This window comes from Spirulina sp. CS-785/01, assembly GCF_028330525.1.
Lineage (GTDB): Bacteria > Cyanobacteriota > Cyanobacteriia > Cyanobacteriales > Spirulinaceae > JAQMSD01.
This window is the reverse complement of sequence record NZ_JAQMSD010000327.1, coordinates 1-16381: the sequence shown is the minus strand read 5'-3', so window position 1 is coordinate 16381 and position 16381 is coordinate 1. Positions and strand designations below refer to the sequence as shown.

Here is a 16381-nt window from a genome sequence, read left to right as displayed (position 1 = left end):
GGCGAGATTTCTGGGGTGATGTTGACCGAATTAGGGGTCGGGAGATGGGGGAGTTGGGGGAGTTGGGGAGATGGGGAAGATAGGGGAGATGGAGAGTAACTACTGTTTACTGGTTACTGGTTACTGGTTACTGGTTACTGTTCCCTATTCCCAAACAACCAAACTTTGTTACAATTCTTTAAGGTGATGGAGCAGAAGTCATAAATTATGGGGAAAGGTCAGGATACACTTTGGGAACAATTCCTTAAACCGATTGTTCGCACGTGGATTGATGAAGAAAAGTTACAGCGTTTTGCAGAAAGTGTCGATTGGGAACGGGAATGCGATCGCATCGCCAACCCCCAACTCGTCTATCCAGCCTACTATAAACAAAACTTTCACGGCATCCCAGGCGGCTACCTCACCCCAGAAGCAGCCGTCAGCTATGATCCCATTACCCAATACTTTCTCCCTCCCAATGAAGACTGGGTGCGCCAAGCTGCCCTAGCTCCAATTGGCGGAGTCCCCCGACGTATCCTAGACTTAGGATGTGGCACAGGTTCAACCACCCTACGCCTCAAACAAGCCTTCCCCCACGCAGAAGTCATTGGCCTTGATTTATCCCCCTATATGCTCTTTATGGGGGAGTATAAAGCCCAACAACAAAACATGAAAATTACATGGAGACACGCCAAAGCAGAGGCCACAGGCTTCCCCGATGCCTCCTTTGATGTCGTCACTGCCGCTTTATTATTCCATGAAATCCCCGTCTCCATCGCCCCCCACATTCTCGCAGAAGCCTTCCGTCTCCTCACCCCTGGGGGACAACTGGTGATCCTCGATGGCCACCAAACAACACTCCATCAAATGACTTGGTTAACCGAAATTTTTGAAGAACCCTATATTCAAGAGTACGCCAGTGGAAAACTAGAAAAATGGCTAGAAGAAGCCCAATTTGTCAACGTCCAAACCAATGATTTTTGGTGGATTCATCAAATTAGTTCAGGACGTAAGCCCATTCCGGGGCAATCTGTCAACCCACAAAATGCAGATATTCCTTGGCATTTTAAGCCTGTTTTTTGACAATTTACCTTGATAAATGACTAGAAATGACGACACAGTGAGTCCCTGCTCATAAACTCCTAAAAGAAATTACTGAAACGCTGTCTTTTGTGAATTTTTACGGTGAAAATTCTTTTGATTTTATTTTTGTTTAAGGTTTTGTTAATATTACTCAATGAAAATTTACACGGTAAGGTAATGGGTTATACCAAATTTAGCACTGGCATTCACGGCATTTTCACAACTGGTGCATAAGTTAGAAAGTAATCCCACAAATCTAATTTATTAGTTAATTATTTCGGTAGCTCTCTAGTCTTTCTTATACTGCTCACTCTAAAGACAGTAACCCAACAATGGCACAAGCTAGGTCAGCAAGCTATTAGCAGCCAAACCGAGAAGGCAAAAAGTACAGCATGAAAAGTTTGATGATCAGGGAGATGTAAGAGAGTGATTAAAGGATGTCAGGAGTGTCAATGTCACGTCATCGCCCATGGCTCAGGTGGCATTATTTAAGTTTTAACTTTTAACTTTATTAAGGAACGAAGGACAATGTGGACAGAACAGATAACACACTCAATCGTCTTATTCTCTTGGTTGTCAGAGATCACCTTAGTGGGGATTTTCTTCAGCTTGCCCATGTTGCTGCTGTACCAAGTCAGCAAACGGCGTAATGTGCCGAGTAACTGGTTAACCCTACTGTCGGTGAGTTTTGCCATCACATTAGGACTCAATCACTTCCTCCATGTTGTCACCCCTCTCTGGAGAGTTTCTCCCCTGATCAGCACTGGAGTCAATCTTCTCACAGCTAGTTTAGGAGTGGCCACCCTCGTCCAGCTAATTCCTAAAATGTCTCAACTCCTCTCCCTCCCCAGTGCCAATCAACTGATCCTCATTAACCACGTTTTAGAAAACGAAGTCAACGAACGCAAACAAGCTCAACAAAACCTCAAACATCTCAACGAAGACTTAGAACAACGAGTTGAACAGCGCACCCTCGAACTGCGTCACTCCCAAGTACAACTCCTCCAACAAAACCAGCAACTCGAACAAACCCTGCGCGAACTACAAAACACCCAATCTCAACTCATCCAAAGCGAAAAAATGTCCAGTCTTGGACAAATGGTGGCTGGTCTGGCTCACGAAATCAATAACCCCGTCAACTTCATCTATGGCAACCTCAGCTATCTTCAGGAATATACCCAGGATTTATTAAAAATCATTGATCTGTATGAACAAGAGTGCATTACCCCCTCATCCACCTTACAAGAAGCCCTCCTAGACTTAGATATAGAATTCGTCAAAGCAGACTGCCCCAAACTTCTCCAGTCCATGAATATGGGAGTCGAACGCATTTGTGAAATCGTCCTCTCCTTGCGTAACTTCTCTAGACACGACGAAGCGGAAATGAAACCCGTTCACCTCTACGAGGGCATTGATTCCACCTTAAAGATTCTCCATAACCGTCTCAAAGCGAAAGATGGACGACCCGGCATTACCATCCAGAAAAACTATCAAGACCTGCCGAAAATTGCCTGTTACGCAGGTCAAGTGAACCAAGTCTTCATGAACTTGCTGAGTAATGCCATTGACGCATTAGAAGAACAGTTAGAAACCAACCCAGGGTTTTCCCCGCAAATTGACATTGATACCCGTTTGATCAAAGGAGCAAACTCTCCCCTCCAGCGCGATACCGTAGAAATTCGCATTCGAGATAATGGGGTTGGCATCCCAGAAAATAAGAAAAATCAACTCTTTGATCCCTTCTTCACCACCAAACCCGTCGGCAAAGGGACAGGGTTAGGCTTATCAATTAGTTACCAAATTGTAGTTGAACGGCATCAAGGACAGTTATACTGCAAGTCTAAGCCGAATCAGGGAACAGAATTTGTTGTTCTCATCCCCGTCCATCCTCAAGATTCTGTGTTTACCCTAAAACCCCATCAAGCGGATGTCTTATTGACAGCAGTTTAATCATGATGGGGATGGGGTTTGAGACAGAGAAACCGGGTTTCCCTCCCCCGAATTGCTTTTCCCTGACCATGAACTAAAGAAACCCGGTGTCTCTCCCCGAATTGCTCTCCATTAACTCTCAACTGCCTGCTGCCTATGAGACTTTTGCTAGTCGAAGATGACAAAATATTGGCTCAAACGATTGGCAACGCGCTGACCGAACAAGGGTATATTATTGATATTGCCTATGATGGGGAAGCGGGGCAGGATTATGCGGCCATTTTTTCCTATGATTTAATTCTCCTGGATGTCAGTTTACCGAAACAAAACGGTATTGATCTCTGTCGCCAACTGCGTCACGATAATTTTAATAATCCCATTCTCCTGTTAACGGCCAAAGACCGCAGCGAAGATAAGGTGGCCGGACTGGATGCGGGGGCAGATGATTATGTGGTGAAACCTTGCACGATTCCTGAGTTATTAGCCCGCATTCGGGCGTTATTACGACGACAGGGGGAGTCGGGTTCGCCCGTTTTAGAATGGGGGGATTTACAGTTTAATCCCAGTACCTGTGAGGTCTATTGGCAAGACCAACCCTTATCCTTGTCGCCCAAGGAATATAACTTGTTGGAGTTATTTTTACGCAATCCTAAGCGAGTGTTTAGCAAGAATGCCATTTTAGAGCATTTATGGTCTTTTGATGATCCCCCTAGTGAGGATACCATTCGGGCGCATATTAAGGGGTTGCGACGGAAGTTAAAGGCGGTGGGGGCAAAGCAGTTAATTGAGACGGTGTATGGGTTGGGGTATCGGTTAAAAGCGATTCCCGCGTCTCCGAATGCTCCACCAAAACAGTCCTCTCCAGAATCGGAACAGTTGTCAGAAGCAGCAGAAGTCCAACAAGAACAGGATAAACAAGCCAAACAGGAAAAAACGTTGGCGGCGGTGGCTCAGATGTGGGATCAGTTTCAAGCTCCGATTTTACAGCGTTTGGGACCTATTGAGGAGGCTATTGCAGCTTTAGAAGAGCAGTCGCTTTCGCCGGAATTGCGGGAAAAAGCGGAAAAACAAGCCCATAAATTAGCTGGATCATTGGGAATGTATGGGTTAGAGCAGGGATCAAAATGGGCCCGTGAGGTGGAACATTGGTTGATTGATAAGCAAAATTCTACCCAGGCGGAGGTTCACGAGTTGAAAACTTGGGTGATGCAACTGCGGGAGGTGATTGAACATCCGCCGTTTCAAGAGAATAAGGAGGATGGGGTTGAGGCCCCTTCTCTCCCACCGTTAATTCCGGTTCAGTCTTCTCTACGTTTATTGTGTGTTGATGAGGATATGTCGCTGTTGTCGTCGTTACAGGAGGAGGGGGAACGGTGGAATGTGCAAGTGGAACAAGTGGGGCAGATTGAGGAGGCGATTAAACGGATTGCTTGGCCGGGTTATGAGTCGCCCCAAAACCCGTCTCCGGATTTAATTTTACTCAATGTGGCGTTTCCCCACCCTGCCAATGAGGGGTTAATTTTTCTGCGGGATTTAGCTGAATATTGTCCCCAGTTACCTGTGTTAGTGACGGGGGAGGGGTTTACGTTTAATAATCGCATTGCGATCGCTCGCTTAGGAGGAGATGCACTCCTGGCCAAACCCCTCGACTCGACTCAGGTGTTACAAACGGCCTGTTCGCTCTGGCAACGGTATCATCCCCCGGCCATGATGCTCTTGGCCGTGGATGATGATCCGTTAATTCTCACCCGGTTAGAGGACTTTGTGACTCCTTGGGGGATAGAACTCCATACTTTGGCTGATCCTCGTTTATTTTGGGAAACCTTAGAACAATATCGGCCCAATTTAATTATCTTGGATGTGGAAATGCCCTACATTAACGGCATTGAATTATGCCAAGTGGTACGAAGCGATCCCACTTGGCATCATGTCCCTATTTTATTTCTTTCCACCAACCGCGATCGCGAAACCATTCATCGTATCTATCAAGTTGGGGCGGATGACTACATCAGTAAACCTGTCACCGAGCCTGAATTAATGACTCGCATCCTCAACCGCATTATCCGCAGTCGCCCTTAAAAGAACCCGTCTCTAAACACAACAAACCCCTCCGATACCTATCAGGTCAGTATTCAGACTCTAATATTGGGTTTTAGTCTCCACCGCGACGCAGGAGACTAAGCCACACTATAACAAGGCACTTGAGCTTCCGCACCTAGCACTTCGATCCGGTGAACTTTTACTGCGTAGAGAATTCGCCGAACCATTTCTCTATGTTCCTGATTTCTGTCCACAATATTTTGCAGCCATTGCACCAACTCAAAATCCCGGTCAGCAATTTGCCCGGACAGCATACTTTCAGAGTAAATTTCATAAAGCTGTTCAACCAGTTTAATTTTATGGCTTAACATGACGACCTCACTCGCAACTTTAATCATGGGTTTGACTGCTGGACTAGGAGAATTGGGAGAACTGGCAAAACTAGGCAAATCCCCCATAGAAGGAGGGTTGATAGGGCAACTTTTGACAGGGTTTAAGGTTTGCATGGGGCTTTTTGACTGAATTTATGGTGGACAACTGACGATAGACTCAGAACCGGCTAGCAGAAGCTAAAACTTGCTGTCTCTCGATTCTGCATTTTAATCTAACGGAACAATGTGAAAATCTTGGGAAGGAAGGCTTAATATTACTAAACGCTTCTTTCTTTATAATCGTTTCATATTTCAGCCTTCATCTTTGTCAACTTATTTATCGGTTCAGTTACAGTCAAAAAATTTTTTTTACAATGTATTAAAAAATACATTTTTTTCTTTACAAATACGAAAGTGTTTACTGCGATATACACTGAGAAAAATCCCGACAATAGCGGGTTATCGCCTTATGGGTTTGAGAAAAGTCCCGACAATAGAGGGTCATTGCTTCATGGGGCAGAGGCCGTGAGTAATAATACCCTTGCACCCAACTCCCGCCGATAGATTGAACCTGTTGTAACTCCGCTTTCGTTTCTATGCCTTCAATAATGGTTTTTAAGCCCAAACTCTTGGCTAACTGTAAAATCCCTTCAATCATCCGCCATTGGGTCTGAGCCACAAAAGAACGGTCTATTTTCAAGACATCGACTGCTAAATCGTTTAAACGGGCTAAAGACGAATATCCTGTCCCAAAATCGTCTAAATAGATACCAATTCCCAGTTGTTTTAACTGTTCTAGGGTTTTCATAACCACTTGAGAATTCTCTAACAAGAGACTTTCGGTAATTTCCATCTGTAAATGACTTGGGGCAATCCCAGTCTTGTCACAAATCTGGATAACTTGTTGGCTCAACTCAGGCCGCAGTAGCTGAGAGGGGGATAAATTCATACTGAGAAACAAGGGCGTTTGAGACACCTGTTGCCATTGGGCGAGTTGCCGACAAGCGGTTTCAATGCCCCATACCCCCAACTCATGAATCAATCCGGTTTTTTCGGCGAGGGGAATAAACTCCGTGGGGGAGATGCAACCCAAATCGGGATGAAACCAACGCAATAATCCTTCCACTCCCACTAGACGTTGGTGGATGAAGTGAGTGGAGGGATCGGACTCTAAGGCAATAATAGGTTGATAATATAATTGTAGAGTTTGATTGTGCCAAGCATTATACAGGTCTGCCTCTAAGCGAAACTGTGCTAAAGTCTGAGCAGAAATCAGTGAGACAGAGGTCTCTTTGTCTTGTTCAATGGCGTGGGTTAGCCGCAGCAAACGACTGGTGTTTTTGGTCGCAATACTCAGCAGTTGCTGGGCCTGGGGGGTATCCAGTGGGAGTTTCCCTGTTAATAATAACCCCAAAGCCCCTTGAATGGAGGTTAAAGGGGTGCGTAATTCGTGGCTAATACTCGCTTCTACATCGGACTCTAAATTGAGCCGTTCGGACTCTACGTAGGTTTGGGGGCTATTCACAATTATGACCTCTCTGAGAATTCAGTGTGCATCGAACTACCTCGCTAGTCCCCTACTCTAGCCGGAGATATTGGAAGTAGATTCCAAAAAATCAGGGAATATACTTAATATATAGTCAAGACAGCCAAAGATTATGTACTTTCACTTAGGAGAAAATAGCTAATTTTGTTCCTAGCCTGATACCACTAGGATTGGGAATCCATTGATTATGATTCAATATAAAACTAACTTGTGAAAAACTTGGGAATAGTATCCTAGGATGTAAGCGGAAAACTCCCATGGTATCTGTCAAGGAGGTCAACGGACTTCAACCTCATAACCCCTGAAACGGTCAATTGTACGAACCCATTATGAATATCCAGTCAGAATCTTTGCAGAAAAATATTTTGGTTGTGGACGATACCCCTGCGAATCTTCGTCTGTTAACAGAGCTATTAAGTCAACGGGGCCATGATGTCCGTCCGGCCATTAACGGCCAAATTGCCCTCGCGGCCATCCATAATAAACTGCCCGACCTGATTTTACTGGATATCATGATGCCCGAAATCAACGGCTATGAAATGTGTAAACAGTTGAAAGCCAACCCTGTCACGCAGCACATTCCCATTATCTTTATTAGTGCGTTGGATAATCCGGAAGACAAAATTGAAGCCTTTCAAGCGGGGGGAGTGGACTATATCCCGAAACCCTTTCACAAAACCGAAGTGTTAATGCGGGTAGAAAACCAACTGCGGTTACTGCAAGCGCAAGAGTCCTTACGGGAGAGCGAGGCAAGGTTTCGGGCGATTTTTGAAAAAGCGGCCATGGGGATTTGCGTTACGAGGCCCGATGGGAACATTATTGAAACGAATCAGGCGTTTCAGCATTTTTTAGGTTATAACAACCAACAATTACAGGGAAAATCCTTACTAGAGTTTTCGCACCCGGAAGATCGGGAACGCGATCGCAGCCAATTTGCCGACTTATGCGGTGGCAACAAAGAAACCTACCAACTGGAAAAACGCTATCTTCGCGCCAATGGCCAAGTCGTGTGGGGCCGCCTAACCACCTGTGCCGTCAAACAAAAGCAAACCCTACAATTTGCCTTTAGTTTTGTCGAAGATATCACGGAGCGCAAGCACGCCCAAGAAGCCCTCAAAGCCTCAGAGCAGGAAATGCGAGCCATTTTCCAAGCCATGACCGATTTTGTCTCCATTCGCGATCGCCAAGGAAAGTGCCTGAAAATCGCCCCCACCAAATCCCTCCAAGATCAAGCCACCCAACAGCATTACCTGGGCAAAACCCTCCAAGAAACCTACACTCCCCCCACCGCCGAACAATTCACCCAGGCCATTACCCAAACCCTCGACCAACACGAACCCACCGATATTGAATATCAAATTACCCTCAACAACCAACCCACCTGGTTTGATGGCCGCGTCTCTCCCTTCTCGGAAGATACCGTGGTCATTGTCGCACGGGATATCAGTCAACGGAAACTCATCGAACAAAAACTACGCACCAACGAAGCAGAAATTCGCGGCATTTTCGAGGCCATGACCGATATTGTCCTAGTCATTGACCCCAATAATCACAATATCCAAGTCATGCCCACTAACTACCTACAACGCTACCATGCCGAGAACGGCATCTCCCCCAACCAAGTCATTGATGCTACCTTTCAGCAGTTAGTGGGGGCAGAGAGTAACCCGGAATTCTGGTCGCCCATTGAAGAAGCCATCGACCAACAAACCAATATTAACTTTGAATATAATTTAGCCCTCGAGAACCAACAAATTTGGTTTGCGGCCAGTATTTCCCCCCTCCCCAATCAAACCGTGATTTGGGTGGCCCGGGATATTAGCGATCGCGTCCGGGCTGAACAAGGGTTACAAAAACTCGCCGACGAACTCGAAAAACGAGTCGCCCAGCGCACCACCCTCCTCCGGGAAGCCAACCAAAAACTCCGCCGGGAAATCTACGAACGAGTGCAAGCGGAACAAGGTCTAGCTGCTTCCGAAGAACGCTTTCGCCAAGCAGTGGACAATATTCCCGATGTGGTGGTCATTTACAGTCCCGATCTCCGCTATCAATTCGCCAATGCCCAGGCCCTGTGGTTAACCCACAACACCCTAGACAACATGAAAGGGAAAACTGACACAGAACTCTTTCCCCCGGAAATGACCGATCGCTATTTATTCCTCTTGCATCGGGCCCAGGAAACCGGCCAACTACAAACCCAGGAATGTGTCCTCCCCATCCCCAACCAAGAGAATCGCACCTTTATCTTCACCTATGTACCGCTATTTAACCCCAATGGCGCGATCTACCAAATTTTAGGATTAGCCTACGATATCACCGAACGAAAACGCTCTGAAGAAGCCGTTCGGGTAGCCAAAGAACGCCTCGAAGCGGTTCTCGATGCTGTGCCGGGGTTTATTTCCTGGATTCGCCAAACCCCCGATTTAGAATATTTAGGGGTTAATCATCAACTGGCGGCGGCCTTTAATCGTCGGCCAGAGGAGTTTGTGGGACAACCGTTGGGTTTTATGGCCCTAGGGGATGAGTTTCAGCACACTGTAGAGGACTTTTTCCAAGATGACAGTCCGGTGATAACTAAGGTGGTGGAAATTGGGGCTCATGAGGAATCCCGTCACTATTTAATTGTGGCTCAAAAATATCAACAGAACACGGCGGCAGTGGTCGTGGGGATTGATATTACTGCCCGTATTCAGGCTGAAGATAAATTAAGATATGCTTCCCAGCGATCGCAACTTCTCTCAGAACTCACCGTCAAAATTCGCCAATCCCTCGACCTCGAAGAAATCTTATCTACTGCTGTGGTGGAAGTGCAGAAAACCCTAGAAGCGGATCGAGTGGCCATTGTGCAGTATCAGGAGAACCATCAGGGGAGAGTCGTCCAAGAAGCCGTGTTAGAGGACTTTAGCTCCCTGCAAGGTAAAGTCTTAGCCCTCCCCGAAAAGCTCTCCCAAAAGACCCCCGTAGATTACTGTATCACCGACGCTCAAATCGAAACTTGTCCAGGAGGGGAGGCAGTTCAGTCTTGTTTATTGGTGCCAATTCTCATTCAAGAGGAATTTTGGGGGGCCTTGGTGGTGCATCAATGCCGCAGTCACCGGGAATGGCGAACTGATGAGATTGAGTTATTAACCTCCCTAACCAACCAAGTGGGAATTGCCCTGTCTCAGGCCCAACTCCTCAACCATCTCGAAGAAATGGTGGCGGAACGGACTAATGAGTTACAGGCCACTAATGAAGATTTAGAGCAGGAAATTCAGGAACGGAGTAAGGCAGAATTAGCCCTGCGGGACAGTGAAGAACAGTTGCGACGGGTGATCCAGAATAATGCCTATGGGATTGTGGTTTGTAACCAAGTGGGAGAGATTTATTTTCTTAATGAAGCGGCCACTCGGATTTTTGGGCGATCTGAGGAGCAGTTACTGGGTCAACAATTGGGGATTCCTTTTTATGGCCGCGGCCAACACGGGGCCACAACGGAAATTAGCGAGTTGAGTCTGTTACGACCGGATGGGACTCAATGTGTGGTGGAAATGCGATCGGTGTCCATTAATTGGGAAGGGAATCCCCACGCGCTGTTAATTTCTTTGGTGGATATTACGGAACGGAAGGCAGTGGAACAGATGAAGGATGAGTTTTTATCGGTGGCCAGCCACGAGTTGCGAACCCCTCTGACTTCTATTCGTGGGTCTTTGGGGTTATTGGCCACGGGCCAGTTAGGGAACCTCCATGAGAAGGGCCAGCAGATGCTGAAAATTGCTGTGAATAATACAGATCGGCTCACTCGTCTTCTTAATGATATTCTTGATTTGGAACGGATTAAGTCGGGGCGGGTGCAAATTGTTCACCAACATTGTGATGCGGTGGAGTTGCTTATTCAAGCGGCCCAAGCGATGCAAGCAATGGCCGATCAAGCTCAAGTGAAGCTCTGTTTACAGGTGAATGCAGCCCAGAAGCTCTTTACGGAGATTGATGTGACCAATGTAGCGTCTTTGGCGGCTCCTCTACCCCTTTGGGCTGATCCGGATCAGATTTTGCAGACCTTGACAAATTTGATTAGTAATGCTGTTAAATTTTCCCCGGTTCAAGGGGAAGTTTCTATTGGTGTGACGGAGGAAGAAAATCGAATTTTATTTCGCGTTACTGACCATGGCCGGGGCATTCCGGCGGATAAATTAGAAACAATTTTTGCCCGTTTTCAACAAGTTGATGCGTCGGACTCCCGTGAGAAAGGGGGAACGGGTTTAGGACTCCCCATTTGTCGAGAAATCATTAGAAAACATCAGGGAGAAATTTGGGTGGAAAGTTCGTTTGGTGAAGGCAGTACCTTTTATTTTACTCTGCCACTTCCGCCAAAACAGGGTTAATAGTGTTCTTTGCTACAAAAGGCAATCCGCTTGGGGATCATTTATCTGCGATCGTAAATTGCGGGTATTCTGTTTTCTGTGATCTGGCTTACCAAAAATATTAAGAAAATGTAATGTTTTCCTAGGTTTCACAATTTCTTCACAAAGATAATCTAATGTTTAAGTGAATAAGAAAGCCTCAACAATCTAAAACCTTTATTAAATCAATACTGATTTTAGTAAACCCATGCTCTTAACCAAGACAGCCAACCCCTTACCCACTCAGCCCAGTTCCCTGTGTTCCCCTCAACTTGGGTCTTTCAACGGGACAAGTTTTCCTAGGTCTTCGGTGCAACGGCCTTCGGTGCAACGGTCTTCGGTGCAACGGTCTTCGGTGCAACGGTCTTCGGTGCAACGGCCTTCGGTGCAAAACCCCTCTCATAGCAACGCTTGGGATAAAAACCTGTTACTCATCGAACCGGAACGGGATTTATGTGAAATTACCCAAATGAGTCTAGAAATGACCACAGATTGGCGAATTTGGGCAGCGGAGTCTTGTCAAGAGGGACTGGCGATCGCACGCAGACAACCCCCTCATGTCATCTTACTCGACCTCGACCCCCAAGCGGTCAATCCCCAAGAGATCATTCAACAACTACAACAACATCCCGTAACTTGCAATACTCCCATTATCGTGTTTATTGAGCGAGTTCGCCTCGGGGATCAACAGCGCTTTGCCCAACTAGGAGTTGCGGGAGTCATCGCTAAACCCTTTGATGCTTTAAATTTGGGGTCTCAAATTGCTTACTTACTGGACTGGCCGGAATTAGCAGCCTGTTAAAATAAACTACCTGTTAAATTAGGAATCCCCCCTTGGGCCTGGCCCAGCCTTCGGGAAAACCCCCCAATTCACCACCAATCCCCCAAGATTTGCTAGACTAGCATTTTGATGGGCAATCAAGAAGGGTTTTATGGGAAAACGACGCATCCTAATTATTGATGATGAAGCCGACATTCGGGCTGTAGCCCAATTAAGTTTAGAAATAAATAACGATTGGGAAGTTCTCACCGCCGCATCGGGGAAAGAGGGCTTAGAGATAGCCCAACAACAGACCCCCGATGCTATCTTATTGGATGTGATGATGCCCGACTTAGACGGGCCAACCACTTGGGCGAAGCTACAGGACAACACCCAAACCCAAGATATTCCCGTCATTTTCCTTACCGCCAAAGTGCAGGCCGCCGAACAAAGACGCTATGCTCAGTTGGGAGTCAAAGCGGTTTTAACCAAACCGTTTGATCCCGTGACATTGGGGGATTTGATTGAAGAAGCTCTAGGCAGTTAATCTCCCACCAGAAAGCGGTGGATTCTCACTTCAACGGGAGACTCTAAGCCCCACGAACAGACCCGACATAGAATTCTCTTTGTGAGCCAGAAAATTGAGTTCACAAGTTTTTCACAACCCCTTCTTAAGATTGTTTAATAATTCGGAGCAATTCAACGGTGAGTTGTTGACTCCAACTATTTGCCTGACTTGATCGGGTGTAGCTTTCTCCTTGCCTAATCTGAATCTTCGGGAATTTGCAATCTTCATTATGGAAGTGACTTATGAAACGAGCCTTACACACTAGCTTTCAAAAAGGACATGATGCCATAGACCGCCATCCCTCTCAAGAAGTCGTCTATCCCGTCGCTTACTCCCCAACTTTGAAAAAATCTAACCCTCAACCCCGCGAGTCCCCCTTACTCAACGACACTGTTCAATTGCAAAACCTAGCGGATAATGTACTAGGGGTTTTGTATCAGTTTCGCCGTAACCCCGATGGGTCCTATGAAATTCCCTACATTTCGGCGGGGTGTCGGCAGGTGTATGAACTTGAACCCGAGGAAGTGCAAGCGGATGTCTCCGTACTGCTGGGGTTAACCCATCCCGAAGATATGGAACGCCATATTCAGTCCATTGAAGAATCGGCACAAACCCTAAACGCTTGGGAGTGGGAAGGCCGCTGTATCCTTCGTTCCGGGAAACTCAAATGGGTCAAAGCCATATCTAAACCGGAAAAACGGGAAGATGGGTCGATTATCTGGGATGGTTGGATTCTAGATATTACGGCACAAAAGGAGTATGAAGCCGCCTTAGAAGCCTCGAATAGGCGGTTCTGTACCTTTTTAGAGGGAACATCCGAAGCCTTTGTGGCCTTGGATGAGAATTGGTGTATTACCCATATTAATCCCCAAGGAGAACATCTGTTAGGGAAAAAACGGGAGGTGTTACTCCATGAAAACTTTTGGGAAATGTTCCCGGAGGCTGTGGATTCTCTGTTTTATGACAAATATCATGAGGCGAGGGACACCGGAACGGCAGTGAAATTTGAAGCCTTTTATGACCCGCTTCAACTCTGGTTAGAGGTGCGGGCTTATCCGTCGGGAGAGGAATTATTTGTCTTTTTTACCAATATTAATGCTCGTAAACATTTAGAAGCCTCGCTGCAAGAAGTCTCTCACCTCAACGAAACCTTAGAAGCGAGAGTCGAACAGCGAACTGAAGAACTCAAGGCCAGTGAGCAACGGTTTTATCATATTTTGTCTTCTTTACAGGATGTGGTCTGGTCGGCAGACCCGGAAACTGTGCAAATTACCTATATGAATCCGGTGTCGGAAAAGGTTTATGGTCGGCCTGTCCAAGATTTCTATGAGAATAGTAATCTTTGGTTAGAAATTGTCCATCCCGAAGACCAAGAACGGGCTAGGGCTTCTTTTCAGACTTTAATGGAAACGGGGTACAAAGAAGCTGAGTATCGTGTTGTGCGACCGGATGGGGGGGTTCGTTGGTTGCGCGATCGCGCCCAGCTTATCTATGATGACCAAGGCAACATTATCCGCCTCGATGGACTGGCCACCGACATCACCGAACGGAAATTAGCCGAGGCCGAACAACAAAAATTAGTCTCAGTTGTCGAAAATAGTAGTGACTTCGTAGGCATGGCCGATATGTCCGGTAATGCCATTTATGTGAACTCCGCCGGACGGCAAATGGTGGGACTACCTAACTCTGAAGCGATCAAACAAACCACCATGTTTGATTATTTCCCCCCAGAGAATTTATCCACCCTCCACAACGAGATTTTACCCACCCTACAAGAGAAAGGCCGTTGGGAAGGGGAGTGTTACTTTAAAAACTTCGCCACGGGTAAATTCATTCCCGTCGAGTTTAATATTTTTGTGGTTAACCATCCCCAAACGGGTAAACCCTTCTGTTATGCCACGGTAACGAGAGATATCACGGAACGCAAACAGTCGGAAGCGAAACTGAAAGAAAGCGAAAAACGCTATCAACTGCTGGCGGAAGCCTCGCCCATTGGGGTGTATTATACCGATGCTCAGGGCGATTGTCTTTATACCAATAAGCCTTGGCGAGAATTGGGGGGGTTAACCCAAGAGGAAGCGATGGGTAAAGGGTGGAATCGGGCCTTGCATCCTGAAGATCGAGAATTGATGTTTCAAGAATGGTATAAGAGTGCGCAAGCCCGCAAACCTTTCCGGGCAGAATGCCGCTTCCAACGACCGGATCAGTCGGTGAGTTGGGTCATTTCCCAAGCGTTAGCGGTAGAAAATGAAGCAGGAGAGATTACGGGATATGTGGGAACGATAACGGATATTAGCGATCGCAAGGAAATCGAACTACAACTCCAACAACAAACCCAAGACTTAGAAAATACCTTACGGGAGTTACAGGCCACCCAGTCTCAACTCATCCAAAGCGAAAAAATGTCTAGTCTGGGGCAATTGGTGGCTGGAGTAGCCCACGAGGTCAATAACCCAGTAAACTTTATTTACGGAAATTTGATCCACATTCAGGAATACGCCGACAACTTACTGGAAATTATCGACACCTATCAACAACAATATCCTGAACCCGTCCCCGAAGTAGATGAGATTCTCGAAGATTTAGACTTTGAGTTTATCCAAGAAGATTTACCGAAAATGCTCAACTCCATGAATATGGGGGCCAAGCGTATTCGGGAGATTGTGGCCTCTCTGCGGAATTTCTCTCGCTTAGACGAGGCAGACTATAAAGAGGTGAATGTTCATGATGGGATTGAGAATACGTTAATGATTCTCAATAATCGACTCAAGGCCAGAGATACTAAACCAGCAACCCAAATCATCAAAAATTACGGGGATTTACCCTTGGTGGACTGTTATCCTGGACAGTTAAACCAAGTGTTCATGAATATTCTGGTCAATGCCTTAGATGCCTTAGATGAACGAGATAAAAACCGCAGTTATCAGGAAGTTGAGCAGAATCCTAGTTCTATTGAGATTACCACCCGCTTGACAGATGAGAATCGGGTGCAGATTGTCTTACAAGATAACGGGAAAGGGATTCCTGAAGACATCAAGACTCGTATTTTTGACCCCTTCTTTACCACCAAACCCATTGGGAAAGGGACGGGGTTGGGAATGTCGATCAGTTATCAGATTATCACTGAGAAGCACAATGGCAATATTGCCTGTTATTCTGAACCTGGACAGGGGGCTAAGTTTGTCATTGAAATTCCTTTGAAACAGAATGTGAAGGATTAGAAAAGGTAACACACCAACCCATCTAATACGCCTTGGGTTTAAACCCAAGGCTAATGGCTTAAACCCGTTCAAAACGGGTTGAGTAACCAAAAAGATAATTGAAAAATTGTCCTTTATTAAGCTCTCAAGAGCTTACTACGAACAGATAAACAATAAAGAATTATCGTTTTAGGCTTTTCACCTTCCCGAAACTACACAAAATAATCCGTCAGGAAGAAAAACTAGACCGTTATATCGAAAACACCAAAAGCCTAACCTCAGCACCAATCAACCCATACGGTGCGTTACACTTCGTTAACGCACCCTACGGGATGGCTTTGTACAGTTTATGGTGCGTTACACTTCGTTAACGCACCCTACGAGATGGCTTTGTACAGTTTATGGTGCGTTACACTTCGTTAACGCACCCTACGGGATGGCTTTGTACAGTTTATGGTGCGTTACACTTCGTTAACGCACCCTACGGGATGGCTTTGTACAGTTTATGGTGCGTTACACTTCG

9 protein-coding genes are annotated in these 16381 nt (G+C 46.2%); 7 read left to right on the top strand and 2 right to left on the bottom strand.

What is annotated here, in order from left to right; all coding sequences use genetic code 11:
- Positions 1 to 207 precede the first annotated feature (207 nt).
- The 3 genes from PN462_RS21670 (at position 208) to PN462_RS21660 (ending at position 5070) form a co-directional block, all read left to right on the top strand.
- The gene (locus tag PN462_RS21670; protein WP_272130936.1) at positions 208 to 1062 is read left to right on the top strand and encodes a class I SAM-dependent methyltransferase; all 855 of its coding nucleotides are present in this window, start codon (positions 208 to 210) and stop codon (positions 1060 to 1062) included.
- Positions 1063 to 1590: 528 nt separating this feature from the next.
- Entirely contained in the window at positions 1591 to 3012 is a 1422-nt protein-coding gene (locus PN462_RS21665) for a sensor histidine kinase (RefSeq protein WP_272130935.1), read from the top strand.
- A gap of 135 nt (positions 3013 to 3147) precedes the next feature.
- Entirely contained in the window at positions 3148 to 5070 is a 1923-nt protein-coding gene (locus tag PN462_RS21660) for a response regulator (protein ID WP_272130934.1), read from the top strand.
- 98 nt (positions 5071 to 5168) lie between these two features.
- Here PN462_RS21660 and PN462_RS21655 read toward each other — a convergent pair whose 3' ends face one another.
- Positions 5169 to 5537 (bottom strand): hypothetical protein, encoded by a 369-nt coding sequence (locus PN462_RS21655; protein WP_272130932.1) that lies wholly within the window; start codon positions 5535 to 5537, stop codon positions 5169 to 5171.
- A 283-nt stretch (positions 5538 to 5820) separates the two neighbouring features.
- Positions 5821 to 6927 (bottom strand): putative bifunctional diguanylate cyclase/phosphodiesterase, encoded by a 1107-nt coding sequence (locus PN462_RS21650; RefSeq protein ID WP_272130931.1) that lies wholly within the window; start codon positions 6925 to 6927, stop codon positions 5821 to 5823.
- A 350-nt stretch (positions 6928 to 7277) separates the two neighbouring features.
- Between PN462_RS21650 and PN462_RS21645 the strand changes: the two genes are divergently transcribed.
- The 4 genes from PN462_RS21645 to PN462_RS21630 all read left to right on the top strand — a co-directional run bounded on the left by PN462_RS21645 (position 7278) and on the right by PN462_RS21630 (position 15879).
- Positions 7278 to 11312, top strand: coding sequence for a PAS domain S-box protein (locus PN462_RS21645; RefSeq protein ID WP_272130930.1), 4035 nt, complete (start codon positions 7278 to 7280; stop codon positions 11310 to 11312).
- Between the two features lie 226 nt (positions 11313 to 11538).
- Positions 11539 to 12132, top strand: a complete 594-nt coding sequence (locus PN462_RS21640; RefSeq protein ID WP_272130929.1) for a response regulator — start codon at positions 11539 to 11541, stop codon at positions 12130 to 12132.
- Positions 12133 to 12262: 130 nt separating this feature from the next.
- A complete protein-coding gene (locus PN462_RS21635) occupies positions 12263 to 12637 on the top strand; it encodes a response regulator (protein WP_272130928.1) in 375 nt (124 codons plus the stop codon).
- Between the two features lie 263 nt (positions 12638 to 12900).
- Positions 12901 to 15879 carry a PAS domain S-box protein gene (locus PN462_RS21630; protein WP_272130927.1) on the top strand — a complete coding sequence of 993 codons (2979 nt, stop codon included), beginning with the start codon at positions 12901 to 12903 and terminating at the stop codon, positions 15877 to 15879.
- Positions 15880 to 16381: the final 502 nt, after the last annotated feature.